This window comes from Phaeobacter sp. QD34_24, assembly GCF_028890115.1.
Lineage (GTDB): Bacteria > Pseudomonadota > Alphaproteobacteria > Rhodobacterales > Rhodobacteraceae > Phycobacter.
The window spans coordinates 181,676-198,093 of record NZ_JARCJD010000004.1; the positions used below are offsets into that span (position 1 = coordinate 181,676).

General features: G+C 64.3%; 15 protein-coding genes. 8 read left to right on the forward strand and 7 right to left on the reverse strand.

Annotated elements, in window-relative coordinates:
• Window positions 1-52: 52 nt before the first annotated feature.
• Together PXK07_RS04775 and deoC are read right to left on the reverse strand one after the other, a co-directional pair.
• Entirely contained in the window at window positions 53-2,389 is a 2,337-nt protein-coding gene (locus PXK07_RS04775; RefSeq protein ID WP_274847054.1) for an aldehyde dehydrogenase family protein, read from the reverse strand.
• An 11-nt stretch (window positions 2,390-2,400) separates the two neighbouring features.
• A complete protein-coding gene (gene deoC, locus PXK07_RS04780; protein ID WP_274847055.1) occupies window positions 2,401-3,414 on the reverse strand; it encodes a deoxyribose-phosphate aldolase in 1,014 nt (337 codons plus the stop codon).
• 253 nt (window positions 3,415-3,667) lie between these two features.
• Here deoC and PXK07_RS04785 point away from each other — a divergent pair, with 253 nt between their 5' ends.
• The 8 genes from PXK07_RS04785 to PXK07_RS04820 are packed head-to-tail and all read left to right on the forward strand — an operon-like array spanning window position 3,668 to window position 12,439.
• The gene (locus PXK07_RS04785; RefSeq protein WP_274847097.1) at window positions 3,668-4,594 is read left to right on the forward strand and encodes a metal ABC transporter solute-binding protein, Zn/Mn family; all 927 of its coding nucleotides are present in this window, start codon (window positions 3,668-3,670) and stop codon (window positions 4,592-4,594) included.
• A gap of 1 nt (window position 4,595) precedes the next feature.
• Window positions 4,596-5,408, forward strand: coding sequence for a metal ABC transporter ATP-binding protein (locus PXK07_RS04790; protein ID WP_274847056.1), 813 nt, complete (start codon window positions 4,596-4,598; stop codon window positions 5,406-5,408).
• Between the two features lie 3 nt (window positions 5,409-5,411).
• Window positions 5,412-6,617: a metal ABC transporter permease gene (locus PXK07_RS04795; RefSeq protein ID WP_274847057.1), complete on the forward strand. Its 1,206-nt coding sequence runs from the start codon at window positions 5,412-5,414 to the stop codon at window positions 6,615-6,617.
• Complete coding sequence (locus PXK07_RS04800; protein WP_274847058.1) at window positions 6,617-7,546, forward strand: metal ABC transporter permease; 930 nt, start codon at window positions 6,617-6,619, stop codon at window positions 7,544-7,546. The genes PXK07_RS04795 and PXK07_RS04800 overlap by 1 nt, the downstream gene beginning before the upstream one ends.
• Before the next feature lie 52 nt (window positions 7,547-7,598).
• Complete coding sequence (gene mutL, locus PXK07_RS04805) at window positions 7,599-9,518, forward strand: DNA mismatch repair endonuclease MutL (RefSeq protein WP_274847059.1); 1,920 nt, start codon at window positions 7,599-7,601, stop codon at window positions 9,516-9,518.
• Window positions 9,518-10,744, forward strand: a complete 1,227-nt coding sequence (locus PXK07_RS04810; RefSeq protein ID WP_274847060.1) for a DNA recombination protein RmuC — start codon at window positions 9,518-9,520, stop codon at window positions 10,742-10,744. The genes mutL and PXK07_RS04810 overlap by 1 nt, the downstream gene beginning before the upstream one ends.
• Complete coding sequence (locus PXK07_RS04815; protein WP_274847061.1) at window positions 10,741-12,078, forward strand: adenylate/guanylate cyclase domain-containing protein; 1,338 nt, start codon at window positions 10,741-10,743, stop codon at window positions 12,076-12,078. Before PXK07_RS04810 ends, PXK07_RS04815 begins: the two co-directional genes overlap by 4 nt.
• Before the next feature lie 37 nt (window positions 12,079-12,115).
• A complete protein-coding gene (locus PXK07_RS04820; RefSeq protein ID WP_274847062.1) occupies window positions 12,116-12,439 on the forward strand; it encodes a DUF3775 domain-containing protein in 324 nt (107 codons plus the stop codon).
• 65 nt (window positions 12,440-12,504) lie between these two features.
• Here PXK07_RS04820 and PXK07_RS04825 read toward each other — a convergent pair whose 3' ends face one another.
• Genes PXK07_RS04825 through PXK07_RS04845 form a run of 5 tightly spaced genes read right to left on the reverse strand, consistent with a single transcriptional unit; the run spans window position 12,505 to window position 16,283 of the window.
• The gene (locus tag PXK07_RS04825; protein WP_274847063.1) at window positions 12,505-13,647 is read right to left on the reverse strand and encodes a saccharopine dehydrogenase family protein; all 1,143 of its coding nucleotides are present in this window, start codon (window positions 13,645-13,647) and stop codon (window positions 12,505-12,507) included.
• 15 nt (window positions 13,648-13,662) lie between these two features.
• Window positions 13,663-13,911, reverse strand: coding sequence for a SemiSWEET family sugar transporter (locus tag PXK07_RS04830; protein WP_274847064.1), 249 nt, complete (start codon window positions 13,909-13,911; stop codon window positions 13,663-13,665).
• On the reverse strand, window positions 13,911-14,963 hold the full coding sequence (locus tag PXK07_RS04835; protein ID WP_274847065.1) for a saccharopine dehydrogenase: 1,053 nt from the start codon (window positions 14,961-14,963) through the stop codon (window positions 13,911-13,913). Before PXK07_RS04835 ends, PXK07_RS04830 begins: the two co-directional genes overlap by 1 nt.
• Window positions 14,964-14,989: 26 nt before the next feature.
• Window positions 14,990-15,604 (reverse strand): glutathione S-transferase family protein, encoded by a 615-nt coding sequence (locus PXK07_RS04840; protein ID WP_274847066.1) that lies wholly within the window; start codon window positions 15,602-15,604, stop codon window positions 14,990-14,992.
• Between the two features lie 25 nt (window positions 15,605-15,629).
• Entirely contained in the window at window positions 15,630-16,283 is a 654-nt protein-coding gene (locus PXK07_RS04845) for a histidine phosphatase family protein (RefSeq protein ID WP_274847067.1), read from the reverse strand.
• Between the last annotated feature and the right edge of the window lie 135 nt (window positions 16,284-16,418).

Below are 16,418 nucleotides of genomic sequence, written 5' to 3' on the forward strand. Positions count from 1 at the left end.
AAAGCGGGCCGAAGAGTGATCTCCGGCCCGTTTGTTTTGCTTGGATTTGGCGTTACTCCCCGTAGGGCACCCAGATGTTCTTGACCTCTGTTGCGGCCTCCAGGAACCGGCGGCTGTGGTCGGTGTGCCAGTCGAGTGCGGCCCCGTTGTTGACCCAGCTCCGCTTGAGGTTGCTGGCAGAGGCTTTCTCGATCTCGCCCGACAGGTCGGTGGAGGAGAAGCTCCAGACCGCGTCCACATTCATATGCGAGGCCAGCGGTGCGGCCAGATCGGCGTGGCTGCCGGTCAGGATGTTGACCACGCCTGCGGGCACATCCGAAGTATCGAGCACCTGGTAGAAATCGGTGGCCGCCAGCGGGAAGGGATCAGAGGCCGCCAGCACCACCCGGTTGCCCATCGCAATGGCGGGCGCCATCACCGAGACCAGCCCCAACAGCGGCGCCTCATCCGCGCAAAGCGCGCCAATCACGCCGACCGGTTCCTTCATCGCGAGCGCCACGCCCCGGATCGGCACGCCATGCACCTGCCCGTCGTATTTGTCGGCCCAGGCGGCAGCGGTGAACAGACGCTGGATCGACGCATCGACTTCCTTGGCACCGGTGCGCCGCCCGGTCATGTGGTCGATGCGATGGGCAAACTCATCCGCCCGCGCGGAAAGGGTTTCGCCAATGTAATAGAGGATCTGCGCCCGCAGGTGGCCGGTGGTCTTGGCCCAGCCCTTGGCGCCAGCTGCGGCTTCGACCGCGTTGCGCACGTCCTTGCGACTGCCCATGCCTACATGACCCAGGATATGGCCGGACTTGTCATGCACCGCGCGGGAATAGCCGCTGTCGGGGCGGGCCTGCTTGCCGCCGATATACATCTTGGCGGTGCGGTCGATGGGGTCCGTGCCGCTGCCCTGACCGGTGAAAGCTTCAACCTGCGTCAGCGCCTTGGGTTTTGTGCGCGGCTTGGTGTAGGCCGAAAGCCCCTCCCAGCCGCCTTCGCGGCCAAAGCCGCTTTCGCGCACGCCACCAAAGCCGGCGGCGGCGTCGAACATATTGGTGCCGTTCACCCAAACCACGCCGCAGGTGAGTTTCGGCGCGATATCAAGGGCGAGGTTCACATTCTCGCTCCAGACGCTGGCGGCAAGGCCATAGCGGGTGTTGTTCGCCAGCTCCACCGCCTCGGCCGGGGTGCGGAAGGTGCAGGAGACCAGCACGGGGCCAAAGATCTCTTCCTGCATCAGCCGGTCGGCGGGGGTAAGCCCTTCGATCAGGGTGGGGGGGTAGAAGCAGCCTTCCCCGGGCAGGTCGACCTTGGCCTGATAGGTCTCGCCCGCGTCATTGGAGGCGACCATATCGGTGATCGTCTTCAGCTGTACGGGATCCACCACGGCGCCCACGTCGATACATTTGTCCAGGGGATCACCGATGCGCAGCTTGTCCATGCGGGCGCGCAGCTTGGCATGGAAACGCTCGGCAATGCCTTCCTGCACCAGAAGGCGCGAACCGGCGCAGCAGACCTGACCCTGGTTGAACCAGATCGCATCCACCAGCCCTTCGACCGCCGAGTCGATGTCGGCGTCGTCAAAGACAATGTAGGGCGACTTGCCGCCCAGTTCGAGCGTCAGCGCCTTGCCGCTGCCTGCGGTGGCCTCGCGGATGCGGCGGCCCACGGCGGTGGAGCCGGTGAAGGCGATCTTGTCCACATCCGTGGCCACGATCATCTCACCCACGGCGCCATCACCGGTGACGATGTTCACAACGCCCTTCGGCAGGCCCGCCTGACGGCAGATATCGGCGAACAGCAGCGCTGTGAGCGAGGTATATTCCGCCGGTTTCAGCACTACGGTGTTGCCCATGGCAATGGCAGGTGCGACCTTCCAGGCCAGCATCAGCAAAGGGAAGTTCCACGGGATGATCTGGCCGCAGACCCCAAGGGCGGCGCGGTCCGGCAGTTCACCTTCCATCAACTGGGCCATGCCAGCGTGATAGTAGAAATGTCGCTGCGCCAGCGGGATATCGATGTCGCGGCTTTCGCGGATCGGCTTGCCGTTGTCCATGGTTTCGAGCACGGCAAACAGGCGGCTGTGTTTCTGCAAGAGACGCGCGATGGCATAAAGGTGCTTGGCGCGGCCCGGTCCGCCCAGCTTTTCCCACTTGGGTTGGGCGCTGCGGGCGGCAGAAACGGCGGCATCCACATCGGCCTGGGTTGCCTGGGTCAGGGTCGCCAGCACCTCCCCGGTGGCGGGGTTCTGGCTGTTGAAGCCATCGCCTGGCTTGGTGAAGCTTCCATTGATGAAATGGCCGAAGCGGTCGCCCTGATCGACCAGCCAGGCGAGCGCCTCGGCAGCGCTTTCGGGGGCGGGGCCGTAACTCATGGTGTCAAAGATCTCTTTGATGGACATTTGCGCACTCCTCAGGCCATCGCGTGGCGGTAGCCGGCGGAATAGGCGCCGGTGACATGGTGTTCGAGCTGGCGTTCGATATCGCCCAGCAGGGACGAGGCCCCAAAGCGGAACAGGTCGGGCTGCAGCCAGCGGTCGCCCAGCTCTTCTTTCATCAGGCTGAGATAGACCAGCGCGTCCTTGGCCTTGGAGATCCCCCCGGCGGGCTTGTAGCCGACGCGGTAGCCGGTGCGCTCATGGTAATCGCGAATGGCACGGATCATCACCAGGCTGACGGGCAGGGTGGCGTTGACGCTTTCCTTGCCGGTGGAGGTCTTGATGAAATCGGCCCCCGCCATCATGCATATCATCGAGGCGCGTGCGACGTTGCGCAAGCTGCCCAGCTCTCCGGTGGCGAGGATGGCCTTCACATGGGCCTCGCCGCAGGCGGCGCGGAAGGCTTTCATCTCATCATAAAGCGCCTGCCAGTTGCCGCTCAGCACGTGGCGGCGCGAGATCACGATGTCGATCTCATGAGCGCCTGCCTTGACGCTTTCCTCGATCTCGGCAACGCGCAGATGGAAGGGGGACAGACCTGCCGGAAACCCGGTGGAAACCGCTGCGACGGGAATGCCCGTGCCCTTCAGCGCCGCGACCGCCGGGGCGATCATGTCGTGATAGACGCAGACCGCGCCGGTGGTGATGCCGGGGGTGCCAAGCGCCTGCAAAATGTCCGCCCGCACCGGTTGACGGGCCTTGGCGCAAAGGCGGCGCACCCGTCCGTCCGTGTCATCGCCGGACAGCGTCGTCAGATCGATGCAGGTGATCGCCTTCAAGAGCCAGGCGGCCTGATAGTCTTTCTTGACGCTGCGCCGACCGGGCAGGGTCGCGCAGCGCCGCTCGATGGCCGAGGTATTGGCCTGCATGCCCAGCGCCCAGTCCAGATCCAGCTCCATGCCGGGATTGCGCGGCTCGCTGACCTGCGGCAGTTGCGCATCGCCAGTGGCCGCGACCTGCGCGTCTTGTTCTGAGAGGTGGCGTTCCATTCTAGGGGGTATCCTCATCAATATCTCGCGGGAAAATCGCACGGGTGCGACATCTTGGCAAGCGAACCGCCCGCTTTCCGTTCAGTAATCCTGCCTTCCCGGTAAATCAGCTCCCCTTTGTTGCGAATAATTCGCATTAGCATTGACACTCTTGCGAGCCGTTCTCATATTTCAATCAATCGACATTCTACGGAGGCGCGGAATGAGTCGTCTGAATACTGCCAAATCCGGGTTTGCCCTGCTTGTGGCGCTGATGCTTGCCTTTGCGCTGCCCGGCGCGCGGGCCATGGCCGAAACGCCGCTCAAGATCGTTGCCACCACCGGCATGATCGCGGATGCGGCGCGTCAGGTCGGCGGTGATGCGGTCGAGGTGCGCGCCCTGATGGGGCCGGGGGTGGACCCGCATGCCTATCGTCAGACCCGATCCGATATCGTTGCGATGACCCGCGCCGATCTTGTGCTTTACCATGGCCTGTACCTCGAGGCGCAGATGGGGACGTTTCTGAAGGACCTGTCGCGCAAGCGGACCGTGGTTGCCGTAGCCGAAGCCCTGCCCAGGGAGGTGCTGCGCGGGCATGACGATTACGAGAACAAGTTTGACCCCCATGTCTGGATGACCCCCGCGCTGTGGAAAGATGTTGTTGCCCGCGTGGCTGAGGTGCTGAGCGAGGCCCGCCCCGATCAGGCCGCGCTGTTTGCCGCCAATGCCAAGGCGCATATGGCCGATCTGGAACGCCTGCTGGCCTATGCCAACGAAACCCTGGCCGCTGTTCCGCAAGACAGCCGGGTTCTGGTCTCTGCCCATGATGCCTTTGGCTACTTCGGGCGCGACTTCGGATTTGAGGTGATGGGTATCCAGGGCATTTCGACCGAATCCGAGGCTGGTCTCAACCGGATCAGCGCGTTGGTCGACCTCTTGGTGCAGCGCCAGATTTCCGCTGTCTTTGTCGAAAGCTCGGTGTCGGATCGCTCGATGCGGGCGCTGATCGAAGGGGCTGCCGCGCAGGGCCATCAGGTCAAGATCGGCGGCGAGCTGTTCTCTGATGCGATGGGGGCAGAGGGCACCTATGAGGGGACCTACCTGGGTATGATCGATCACAATATCACCACCATTGCCGGGGCGCTGGGCGCGGATGTGCCGGAACGCGGCATGGATGGCAAACTTTCGGCGGGGCTTTGATATGGCACATAGGGCTAAGTCTTTGATCGGCACGTGCGATGACACTGGCGCGCAAAATCCGGAGACAAGCCCGCTTTGCGTCCGGGGGTTGACGGTCACCTATGGTGAAAAGCCCGCCGTCTTCAGCGTCGATATGACAGTGGAGCCGGGAAAGATGACCGCGATCATCGGACCCAATGGCGCGGGCAAGTCCACCCTGCTCAAGGCGGCCTTGGGGATCGTGGTGCCGGTGTCCGGCCTCACTCAGGTCTTCGGGCGCCCGCTGGAGGCGATGCGGTCTCGCATTGCCTATGTGCCGCAGCGCGCCAGCATCGACTGGGATTTCCCCACCCGCGTGATCGATGTGGTGATGATGGGGCTATACCGGGAGCTGGGCCTGCTGGGGCGCATTCGGGGGCATCACCGCAAAGTGGCGCGCGACTGTCTGGACCGTGTCGGCATGGGCGATTTTGCGGATCGCCAGATCGGCCAGCTATCGGGCGGTCAGCAGCAGCGGGTGTTTCTGGCCCGCGCCCTGGCGCAGGATGCGGATCTCTACCTGCTGGACGAACCCTTTGCCGGGGTCGATGCGGCGACCGAGAAAGCCATCATCACCGTGCTGAAATCCCTGCGCGAAGCCGGTAAATCCGTGGTGGTGGTCCATCACGATCTGGCCACCGTGACCGAGTATTTCGACAATGTCTTCCTGATCAATACGCGCAAGGTCGCCGAAGGCCCCGTGGCAGAGGCCTTTACGCCTGAAACACTGCAAGCGGCCTATGGCGGACGTCTGGCCACAGCGCAGATTGATCAGTTGGCGGTGGCACAGGGCTGATCCATGCTGTTTGACGCGCTGTTCCTGCAACTGGGATATAACGCCACGCTGGTCTCTCTGGGGGCGGCCCTTCTGGGGGGCGCTGCGGGGATTTCCGGCACCTTCCTGTTCCTGCGCAAACGCGCCCTGGTCAGCGATGCCGTCAGCCACGCCACCCTGCCCGGCGTCGGGCTTGCCTTTCTGGTGATGGTCTTTCTTGGCGGTGACGGGCGCAATCTTGCGGGGCTTCTGCTGGGATCGGCCCTGTCGGCGGGCGTTGGCCTCGTGTGCATGAACTGGCTGACCCGCAACACCCGCCTGGCCGAGGATGCCGCCATCGGCGCGGTGCTGTCGGTCTTCTTCGGCTTCGGCATCGTGCTTCTGACCGTGATCCAGACCCTTGGCATGGGACGGCAGGCGGGGCTTGAGGGGTTTCTGCTCGGTTCCACCGCCGGAATGCTGATGAGCGATGCGATGATCATTGCAGGCGGCAGTGCGCTGGCCCTGTCGGTGATCGTACTGATGCGCCGCCCGATGATGCTGGTGGCCTTTGATCCCGAATATGCCGCGGCGCGGGGCCTGCCGGTGCCGCGCATCGATATGCTGATGATGGGTCTGGTGATGGCGGTCACTGTGGTGGGGCTGAAGATCGTCGGGTTGATCCTGATCGTGGCCCTGCTGATCATCCCCTCGGTCACGGCGCGCTTTTGGACCGACCGGGCCGACCGGGTCGTGGTCTATGCTGGTCTGTCCGGGGCTGTAGCGGCCTATATCGGAGCGGCGATTTCGGCCTCTGCGCCGAACCTGCCGACCGGACCGATCATTGTGCTGGTGAGCTTTGCGCTCTTTGCGCTGTCGCTGCTCTTTGCTCCGAACCGGGGCGTTCTGGCGGCGGTGCTACGCCACCAGCGCTTCCAGCGCCGGGTGCATCTGCGGCAGGGGTTGTTGGCGCTGGCCCAGGGGCATCCGATCTATGAACCGCTGACCCTGCGCCTGTTGCGCCGCGCCGGGCTGGTGCGGCCTGACGGCGTTGCCACGGATATGGGGCGCGCCCGCGCCGCAAAAGCCCTGCGCGATGAAAAACGCTGGGAGCTGGTGCGCAGCGATCTGGCGCATGAGGCCGCCGCTGCGCTTTATGATGGGCTGCGCGAGATCGAGACCGTGCTGACCCCCGACCAGATCCGTGAGATCGACCGCCGCATCGGCGGCCCGCAGGAGGTCCTGGCCTGATGAGCGGCGCTGAATTTGTCCCCCTCTCCCTGACGCCCTTGCTGATTGGCATCCTTGCCGCTGTCGCCTGTGCCCTGCCGGGGAACTTTCTTCTGCTGCGCCGCCAGGCCCTGATCGGCGATGCCATCAGCCATGTGGTGCTGCCGGGGATCGTCGTGGCCTTTCTGCTGACCGGTGCCATCGCCACATGGCCGATGCTCTTGGGCGCGGCTGGCGCGGCCGTCACGGCCGTCATCCTGATCGAGGCGGTCCGCCGACTGGGCCGGATCGAGCCCGGTGCTGCCATGGGCGTGATCTTCACCACCATGTTTGCGGCTGGCGTGTTGCTGTTGGAGCAGACCGATACCTCCGCCGTGCACCTTGATGTGGAACACGCGCTTTACGGAAATCTCGAAAGCCTGATCTGGCTGGATGCAACCGGCTGGTCCTCGCTGTGGGATGTTGAGGCGCTGCGCTACCTGCCGCCCGAGTTGCCGCGCATGGCGCTGACCCTGCTGGGCGTAGCGTCCTTTATTGCCCTGTTCTGGCGGGCGCTGAAGATCTCCACCTTTGACGAAGGCTTTGCCCGTACATTGGGTATCCACACGGGGGGCCTCTCCCTGGCCCTGGTGATCACCGCATCCGTTGCAGCCGTCGCGGCCTTTGATGCGGTGGGGTCGATCATCGTGATCGCCATGTTCATCTGCCCGCCCGCCGCCGCAAGGATGATGACGGATCGGCTGGAGCGTCAGATCGGCTGGAGCGTAGTATTCGCGACCCTGTCGGCGGTTCTGGGCTATGTTCTGGCGGGCTACGGCCCCCTCTGGCTGGGCGCTGCCGATGCGGTGAGCGCGGCCGGCATGATCGCGACGGTTTCGGGCGTGATCCTGGCCGCTGCCGCCCGCTTCGGTCCCTGCCGCCGCCGCGCCGGAGCGCCTGCCGGGGTCTGACACGCGCTTTGCGGGTGGCAGAATCGAAGGGCTCCATGCTAAATTTTGCGGTATGAGCAGCCCAGACCCCAAAATCAGCGATAACCCGCGCCCCATGATCCGCCAGCTGGACGACAGCGCCATCAACCGTATCGCCGCTGGCGAGGTGATCGAGCGCCCGGCTTCGGCGGTCAAGGAACTGGTGGAAAATGCCATTGATGCGGGCGCCACCCGTATCACGGTAGAGATCGCCGATGGCGGCAAGACGCTGATCCGGGTTACCGACGATGGCTGCGGCATGACGGCCGAGGATCTGCCGCTGGCCCTTTCACGCCACGCCACCTCCAAGATCGACGGCTCGGACCTGCTCAATATCCACACCTTCGGCTTTCGCGGCGAGGCGCTGCCCAGCCTTGGTGCCGTGGGACGCCTGACGATCACCAGCCGCGCGGCGGGCAGTGACGCGGCGCAGATCCGGGTTGCGGGCGGCAAGATGGACCCGGTAAAACCGGGGGCCCTGCGCGCGGGCACCGTGGTGGAGCTGCGTGATCTCTTTTACGCGACCCCGGCGCGGCTCAAGTTCATGCGCACCGACCGGGCCGAGGCGCAGGCGATCGGCGACGTGATCAAACGCCTGGCCATGGCAGAACCTTCGGTGGGCTTCACCCTGCGCGATGTGTCAGGCGGCGGCGAGGGGCGCGTGACGTTTCGCGCCGACCCTCTGTCGGGGGATCTCTTTGATGCGCTGCACGGGCGGCTCGCTTCGGTTCTGGGGCGGGAGTTTGCCGAAAACGCGCTGAAGATTGACGCCACCCGCGAAGGCTTGCGGCTATATGGCTATGCGGCCCTGCCGACCTATTCCCGCGGCGCGGCGGTGGCGCAGTTCCTGTTTGTGAACACGCGGCCTGTGAAGGACAAGATGCTGACCGGTGCCCTGCGCGCCGCCTATTTCGATTTCCTGAGCCGCGACCGCCACCCGGCGGCAGCCCTGTTCATCGATTGCGATCCCACTTTGGTCGACGTGAACGTGCATCCCGCGAAATCCGAGGTCCGATTCCGCGATCCCGGCCTTGCGCGCGGGTTGATCGTTTCGTCCCTGCGCCATGCTTTGGCCGAGGCGGGGCATCGTGCCTCGAGCACTGTTGCGGGGGCCACGCTGGGCGCGATGCGACCCGAACAGGCAGGGGGGCAGACGGGCGGGCAGGGCGCGCCACATGTCTACCAGATGGACCGCCCCTCGATGGGCGCGCGCGCCACGGCCTATAGCGCGCAACGACCTGATTATGCGCCGGTTCCACCCTATCAGCCGCCGCAGCAAAGCAGCGGCTTCGCCGAGATGGCCAGCGCCTTCAGCGGACAGGTGATTGACGAGCCATTCACACCCCCGGCAGACCAGGAACAGCCGCCCGAGGCGCTCCCACTGGGGGCCGCGCGCGGGCAGGTGCACGAGAATTACATCATCGCCCAGACCGCCGACGGCATGGTGATCGTCGATCAGCACGCCGCCCACGAACGGCTGGTCTATGAAAAGCTGAAGAAGCAGATGGGCGAAAACGGTGTCGCGGCGCAGGCGCTGCTGATCCCGGAAATCGTGGAACTTTCCGACAATGACTGCGCCCGCCTTCTGGCGGTGGCGGATGAGCTGGCTAAATTCGGCCTCGGGATCGAGGCCTTCGGCGGAAATGCCGTCGCCGTGCGTGAAACCCCCGCGATACTCGGAGAGGTCAACGCAGAGGCCATGGTGAAGGACATTCTGGACGAGCTCGATGACCAGGGCGAAAGCCAGCTGGTGCAGGCCCGGCTTGAGGCGATCCTGAGCCGCGTCGCCTGTCATGGCTCGATCCGGTCGGGGCGGCGGATGCGCGGGGAAGAGATGAACGCGCTTTTGCGGGAAATGGAGGCGACGCCCCATTCCGGCCAGTGCAACCACGGCCGCCCGACTTACGTGGAGCTTAAACTCTCTGATATCGAACGGCTGTTTGGGCGCACGTGATGGAAGGCATGGAAGAGGCCATCGCGAATATGGACCAGACCCAGATGATGATTCTGGTTGCGGGTGGTTTTGCCGTGCTTCTGATCCTCTTGCTGGTGATGTCCCTGCGGGCCTCGGCCCGGGCGGCATCGGCGGTGGCGCCGCTTGCACAGCAGATGGAATACCTGGGCCAGTCGGTGCAGCAGCTGCGTGGGGGCTTGCAGCATGTCTCTGACATGCAGTCCAACGCTCAGGTGCAGATGGTGCAGACGGTGGAGGCGCGGCTTTCGGACGTGCAGCAGCATATGAACGATAGGCTGGCCGACAATGCCCTGCGTCAGGCCCGCGCTATGGCCGAGATGCAGGAACGGATGCAGGAAAGCCTGCATGGCAGCGCCAAACGCACCGTGACCTCGCTGACGCAACTGCAGGAACGGCTCGCGACCATCGACAAGGCGCAGGACAATATCACAAAACTGTCGGGCGATGTGCTGACGCTGCAGGATATCCTGTCGAACAAGCAGACGCGCGGCGCCTTCGGGGAGATCCAGCTCAACGATATCGTCTCCAAAGCACTGCCCGCTGATGCCTACCGGTTTCAGGCAACCCTCAGCAACGGCAAGCGCGCCGACTGCCTGATCGACCTGCCCAATCCGCCGGGGCCGATCGTGATCGACAGCAAGTTCCCGCTGGAACCCTATGAGGCGCTGCGCCGGGCGCAGACGCAGGACGAGTTGGCCTATGCGGCGCGGCAGATGAAGACGGCCCTGCGCGCCCATATCCAGGCGATTGCGCAGAAATACATCATCGAGGGCGAAACCGCGGATGGCGCGATCCTGTTCCTGCCGTCCGAGGCGGTCTATGCCGAGCTGCACGCCAATTTCACCGATCTGGTGCGCGAAGGCTTTGCCGCCAAGGTCTGGATCGTCTCGCCCACCACCTGCATGGCGACGCTCAATACCATGCGCGCGATCCTGAAAGATGCCCGCATGCGCGAACAGGCGGGCGCGATCCGCAACGAGCTGGGCCTGTTGCACCGCGATGTGGAGCGGCTGGGGGATCGGGTCGGCAATCTCGACCGGCATTTCGCCCAGGCGGCCAAGGATGTGGCGGAGATCAAGATCAGCGCCGACAAGGCCGGGCGGCGGGCGCGGCGGCTTGATAATTTCGACTTCGAAGAAATCCAGCAGGGCGCCGGATCTGATCCGACCGGCACCGTGGTGCCGTTGGAGCATCCCGAGCGATGAGGGGCGGACCGGATCGCGACCTGCTGCGGCAGGCAGAGGTCGAGGCCGAACGGGTGGTCTCGCTGCTGCGGATCGGGGTCTCGCTGGGGCTGTTCGTCATTTTCTTTGCCACGGTCTGGGAGAACGTCGAGACGGTCGAGGACTATCTGCGTCGGCAGTGGCTTTTTGCGCTGGCGACGATGTTTTCCTACCTGGCGCTAGGGGTGTTTACCTTGTGGCGTGCCCGTCGGGGAATGTTTCGCAGCTGGATGATCTGGACCGGCGTAACGCTGGACTGTGCTTTCCTGTTGGCCAACGCCTGGGTGGGGCTTGAGAATACATCGCTTCCCGGAGGGGTGACCTTCCTGCTGCCGCCGATCTGGCTGGTGCCGGTGGTGCTGGCTTTTGCGGTCCTGCGCTTCAACCCCTACCTGCAGGCCTATACGGTTGTCCTGATCGTGGCGGGCCTGTCGCTGATGATCCTGTGGCAGCCCGAACAGGTGCCGGTCCAGGCGGCGGAACGGGCGCTGTTTCTCCTGTCGCTGCCGCCCAATGTCATTCGCATTTCCATGATTGCTCTGGCCGGTGTCGTTCTGGTCGTCGCCGCCTACCGGATGCGGGTCCTGCTGCATCGCTCGATCACCGAGGCGCAGGCGCGTACCAATCTGACCCGCTACCTGCCCGCGCAGCTGGCCGGGCGCCTGGCGGATGGCGGGCTGGAAGAGCTGCGCCAGGGGCAACGGCAGCAGGTGGCGGTTCTGTTTATCGATATCTGCGGTTTCACCCGCTGGTCCGAGGGGCGCGATCCGCAAGAGGTCAGCGCCCTGATCACCGAGTTTCGCCGCAGGGTGCAACGGGCGGCGGCGCGCAGCAATGGGCTGATCGACAAATACATCGGCGATGCGGCCATGCTCCTGTTCGAAGGGCAGGATGGCGCCAATCGCGTCCTTGGCTGTGCCGTGGCCCTGGAGGCGGAACTGGCGGAGTGGTCAGACCTGCGCCGCAAAGCCGGAGAGATGCCGGTCACCGCCGGGATCGGCCTGCATTGGGGCGAGGTCTTTTCCGGTGTGGTGGGCAATGCCGAGCGGCTGGAATACAGCGTCTTTGGCGACACGGTGAATATCGCCGCCCGGCTGGAGCAGCTGACGCGCAGTGCCAATGTGCCTATCATCGCTTCGGAAGCCGTGTTCCAGGCCGCCGGAACAGAGCCCGCGCGCGAAGGATGGTCTGCCCTGCCACCGGTGCATTTGCGCGGGCGCAGCAATGGCCTTGCGATCTTCGCACGGGGGCAGATGCAGCCGGACGCGCCGGATATTGCCTCAGATCAAAGACCCGGAGCCCCGGCTGCTGTCTGATGGGCGTGACAGACGCGAACAGCAGGAGAGATGACAGATGTTGGAGATGTCCCCCAGAAAGGTTGCCCAAGTTGCCATGATGGCCCGGGAATTGGAGCGGGCCGAGGGTGAGCTGCGGGCCTTCATCGAGCGGATGGGCGTCGAGGAACAGGCCGAGCTGACGGCGATCATGTGGATCGGACGCGGCAGTTTCGAGGCCGAGGAGCTGGCCGAGGCGATTGCCACCGCGCGCAGCGAAGCCACCACTCCGACGGCCGACTACCTGATCGGAACGCCCCATCTGGCCGATAATATCGAGGCGGGGCTGGAGGCCCTTGGCATTGATGTCGGCGATGTCGAGGAAGATGTGATCGGTCGCTGACCCGGCCTGCCCCGACATGAAAAGACCCGCTTGCGCGGGTCTTTTGGTGTTTTGGACTATTTCGATCAGGCTGTGTGATCGATCACTTCCAGATGCTGGGCCAGGGCGCCGATCTTGCCCATCCAATCTTCGATCAGCTTGGGATCGCTGGGGGCGGCGTGAACGCCTGCGGGGATCTGACGGTTCATCACCGCCTCGATGGCAAAGCTGACCGGGTAGGAGACGAGCCGCGCCATGGCGGTGCCGCGCGCGTCACCCCAGGCGTCCATCACGTAGGTCTTGTGCCAGACGGTCTCGCCATCCTTTTCCGCCTTCAGGCTAACGCAGAGGACAACCCGATCCGGCTCGCCCTCGTCATAGGCGTTTTCATCCCAGAACTGGTCGGACATCTCTTTCAGGCGGGCATCGCCTGCTGCGCCTTCCAGGGTCTCGACTTCCTTGAAGACATCGGCCCAGGCCTCGGACCAGCCATTGAGACGCAGGGTGCCGCGGACGAATTCCTTCACCGGCCAGGCCTCTTCGAACTCATACTGCGCCATGAAGGGCAGCGAGTCACGGTTGGGGTAGACCTCGAAGCTTTCGGGGGTGGGCAGGGGGGCCGCATAGCTGCTGATGGCATCCCAGGGGCGATCGACGCGCAGCTCCGAATAATCCCGCACCGAGCGCGACGGCGAGCGCAGCGCCTTCAGCACGCCCAGGGGCGACCAGCTGAACTTGTAGCGGAAGGGGTTCGCCGTTTTGGGAATGCCACCGCAGTAGGAGATGAAGCTGATGTGGTTATCCGCGTCATAGGCGGCGGAGGCCTTGTAGTCGTGCACCAGCGCATGGGCCATCAGGTGGTCGATGCCGGGATCAAGGCCGACCTCGTTCACCAGGGCCACACCCGCCTCGCGGGCCTTGTCATCCAGCGCCCGCATTTCCGGCGCGATGTAGGAGGAGGAGACGAAATGCGCCCCCTTGGAGATCGCCAGCTCCGCCAGCTCCACATGCCAGTCGCCGGGCAGCATGGAGACGACCACATCCGCCGGGCTCAGCATCTGGGCGAGGTTCGCGATGGAGAAGGCGTGGATGTTGGTGGTGAGATCGCCCACCGCCTCGCGCGCCTTGTCGGGGGTGCGGTTCCACACCGCAACGTCATGGCCCGCCTCCAGAAGGCGGCGCAGGCCGGGGATGGCCGACAGGCCGGTTCCGCACCAGTGAATGGTCATGAGTGACACTCCCTATTATTTGTATTTCAGTTTCGCCGCGACAATGCAGAGGACAATCAGCAAGGCGCAGAAGTTGGCCAGGATCAAAGGCATGTCGCCCACCATAAGCCCGTAGGTGAGCCAGAGCGATACGGTGAGCAGGAACAACAGATTGGCCGCCAGCGAAAGACCCGAGGTGTCCTTCGTGCTCCAGGCGCGCCAGGCCTGGGGGATCCAGCAGATCGTGCCCAGGGCGCCAGCCAGATATCCGATATAAAGCTCCATCAGCCCTTCATATTCTCGTCGAAGGTGGCCTTGGCCCGACCCCAGACGCCTTTGCCCAGATCCCCGAGGGTGAGCAGCGAGGGCAACAGCTGCTCTGCATAGTCGACCGAGCTTTCGGCCGGCAGCATCGAGGGCAGGTTATCGATCGCCATCACGTCCAGCACCGGGTCTTCGGCCACGCGCAGGGCGGGGGCCTCCCAGGTGGTGGCGCGGTCATAGACCGGTACCGGGTTGTAATCGCTGTCCGGATCGCAGGCGACATCGCCGATGGCGGTCAGCTTGCGCGGCGCGGTAAGGGCCGATTGCGGCACGAAGACCGGCGTGCCGGGGCGCGCGAAGATGCAGTTGAGGAACAGGTCGTGGTCCAGGATTTCGGGGAAGGGGCCGCCATGCGCGGTTTCCGCCATGTCCCATTTGGTGACGGTGACGCCCATGGTCTCCAAGAGGTCTGCCGCACCGGTGCCGACACGGCCAAGCGCACCAATCACGATGGCATTGGGCCGCGCGTTCGCCACGTTGTAGAGCTCAGCCGCCAGATCGGCGATCAGCGCATCCTTGTCCTTGTAGACACCCACGGGGCCGCAGATCTCGCCGCGCTGCTGGGCGGCCCAGCATTTCAGAATCACCGCCGCACCCGCATAGCCGGCCCAATACCCAAAGGCGGCAACCCGGCGGCCGTTCTCCTCGACCAGGTATTCCAGATCATAGAGCGTGCCGCCCCCCTGGCGGAAGCGTTCAAGCAGGGCCTTGCCGGAATGCTGACCCTTGAAGGCATGGCCGAACATGATGTGGCGATGGGGCAGGGGGGTGCCATCCTCGGGCAGTTCCTTCAGGCCAAAGATGATCGCGTCCTTGGGCGCATCGGGCCAGCTGTTTTCCGGTGCGATCTCGCAGCCTGCGTCCTGATAGCCCTGCAGGGGCAGAGCGCGGACCGAGCTTTCCTCGACCGTGACCTTGATCCCGGCCTCGATCAGCGCCTTTGCGCCCTCGGCGGTCAGTCCTACCCGTTCCTCGTTCGGGCGCTGCTCGGCCCGTACCCAGAGATGAGTCATCGCTCTTACTTTCCTCTACGCGTCTGTCAAAGCATGGATTTGGCGCGCACGGCCTGAACCGAGGCACGCTGTTCCATCATCGTCATGAAGTTCTGGATCTTGGGGAAATCGGCAAGGGATACCCCGTCTCCTTCAAGCCAGTTGCAGACCACGAAAAGATAGCAGTCCGCAAGGGAGATTTGCTCTCCCAGTACAAATGGCCCTTTCAGCCCGTTTTCGCTGATATAGGCGGCCGAGGCGGCCATGGTCTGCGGTACCTTGGCGGCCATGTCCTCAAACGAGGACTGCTGATCGGCCCAGCGGCTGCCGCGCATCTTGTGGGCGTGGTTCACATGCATGGTGGAGGCAAGGTAGTACATCACCTCGCGCATGCGGGCCTGTTGCAGCGGATCCTGGGGGCGCAGCCCTGCTGCGGGCGCCAGATCGGCGATATAGTCCAGCAGAGCGCCGGTTTCGGTCAGGATGCCGCCCTCGACCACCAGCGCGGGCACACGGCCCTTGGGGTTGATCTGATGGTAGGCGGGCTTGGTCTGCTCGGCGCTGGCGAAATCCACCTTCACCGGTTCATAGGCAAGGCCCGCTTCCTCTAGGGCGATGGCAACGGCAATCGAGATCGTGCCCGGGGCGTAGAAAAGCTGCATGTTCAATCCTCTTGTCCTGAAAGGGTCAAAGATGGGTCTGTGCGAAATGGCGGTCCGGTGTTTCCAGGTGCGGCACCGCGTTGAACAGCACCGGCGACCAGTGCCCCCCGATCGGGAACAGACGGTGCATCGAGGTGTTCATGATGGCAAGCGCCATACGGGCCATGCCACCGATATCCAGCGCCATCGCCTGGCGCATCGCCATGGAGATCAGCCCGCCCGAGGTCACCACCAGCGCAGGACCATCCCCAGCCGCGATGTCACGCAGGGCGGCTTCGGTGCGGGTCTCGAAGTCGCTCCAGCTTTCGGGGGCATCGTCGATCCTGCCCTCGGCCCAGGCGGTGAGAACTTGCGGCAGATGCGCGATGAAACCTTCGCGCTCCTGCGGGATTGAAAGCCCGTGCTGCGCCTCCATCGCCTGCGCCAGCGTGAAATACTCCATCTCGTTGAGGCGGGGATCCTGCACCACCTCTTCGGTGTAGCCCATCCCGGCGGCGGTCTCGATGTGGCGGGTCAGGGTGCCGCAGTAGATGCGCGGGTGGCTGGCGCCGCTGGCGCGCAGGTGTTCCCCCAGCCAGGCGGCCTGCTGAAGCCCCAGCTCGCTCAGCCGGTCGTAATTATGTTCGTCGCGCGCCTCGGTGTTGGCCTGCCCGTGGCGGATCAGCGTGATGTGAGACATCTGGTCCGTTCCTGTGTTCTGTGATCTGACTCTTAGGGGAGCGGCTCAGGACATGGAAGGAAGGTTTCGCTTACGGTGTGTTTTGTGAACGTCTAGGCTTTGGCGCAGAGGAAAAAACGACCCCGAGCGCACGTT

Coding starts and splice junctions, on each gene's coding strand:
- PXK07_RS04835 (WP_274847065.1), bottom strand. CDS start 14,963: ATGACTCATCTCTGGGTACGGGCCGAGCAGCGCCCGAACGAGGAACGG.
- deoC (WP_274847055.1), bottom strand. CDS start 3,414: ATGGAACGCCACCTCTCAGAACAAGACGCGCAGGTCGCGGCCACTGGC.
- PXK07_RS04825 (WP_274847063.1), bottom strand. CDS start 13,647: ATGACCATTCACTGGTGCGGAACCGGCCTGTCGGCCATCCCCGGCCTG.
- PXK07_RS04830 (WP_274847064.1), bottom strand. CDS start 13,911: ATGGAGCTTTATATCGGATATCTGGCTGGCGCCCTGGGCACGATCTGC.
- PXK07_RS04775 (WP_274847054.1), bottom strand. CDS start 2,389: ATGTCCATCAAAGAGATCTTTGACACCATGAGTTACGGCCCCGCCCCC.
- PXK07_RS04795 (WP_274847057.1), top strand. CDS start 5,412: ATGCTGTTTGACGCGCTGTTCCTGCAACTGGGATATAACGCCACGCTG.
- PXK07_RS04790 (WP_274847056.1), top strand. CDS start 4,596: ATGGCACATAGGGCTAAGTCTTTGATCGGCACGTGCGATGACACTGGC.
- PXK07_RS04820 (WP_274847062.1), top strand. CDS start 12,116: ATGTTGGAGATGTCCCCCAGAAAGGTTGCCCAAGTTGCCATGATGGCC.
- PXK07_RS04840 (WP_274847066.1), bottom strand. CDS start 15,604: ATGCAGCTTTTCTACGCCCCGGGCACGATCTCGATTGCCGTTGCCATC.
- mutL (WP_274847059.1), top strand. CDS start 7,599: ATGAGCAGCCCAGACCCCAAAATCAGCGATAACCCGCGCCCCATGATC.
- PXK07_RS04785 (WP_274847097.1), top strand. CDS start 3,668: ATGCTTGCCTTTGCGCTGCCCGGCGCGCGGGCCATGGCCGAAACGCCG.
- PXK07_RS04815 (WP_274847061.1), top strand. CDS start 10,741: ATGAGGGGCGGACCGGATCGCGACCTGCTGCGGCAGGCAGAGGTCGAG.
- PXK07_RS04845 (WP_274847067.1), bottom strand. CDS start 16,283: ATGTCTCACATCACGCTGATCCGCCACGGGCAGGCCAACACCGAGGCG.
- PXK07_RS04810 (WP_274847060.1), top strand. CDS start 9,518: ATGGAAGGCATGGAAGAGGCCATCGCGAATATGGACCAGACCCAGATG.
- PXK07_RS04800 (WP_274847058.1), top strand. CDS start 6,617: ATGAGCGGCGCTGAATTTGTCCCCCTCTCCCTGACGCCCTTGCTGATT.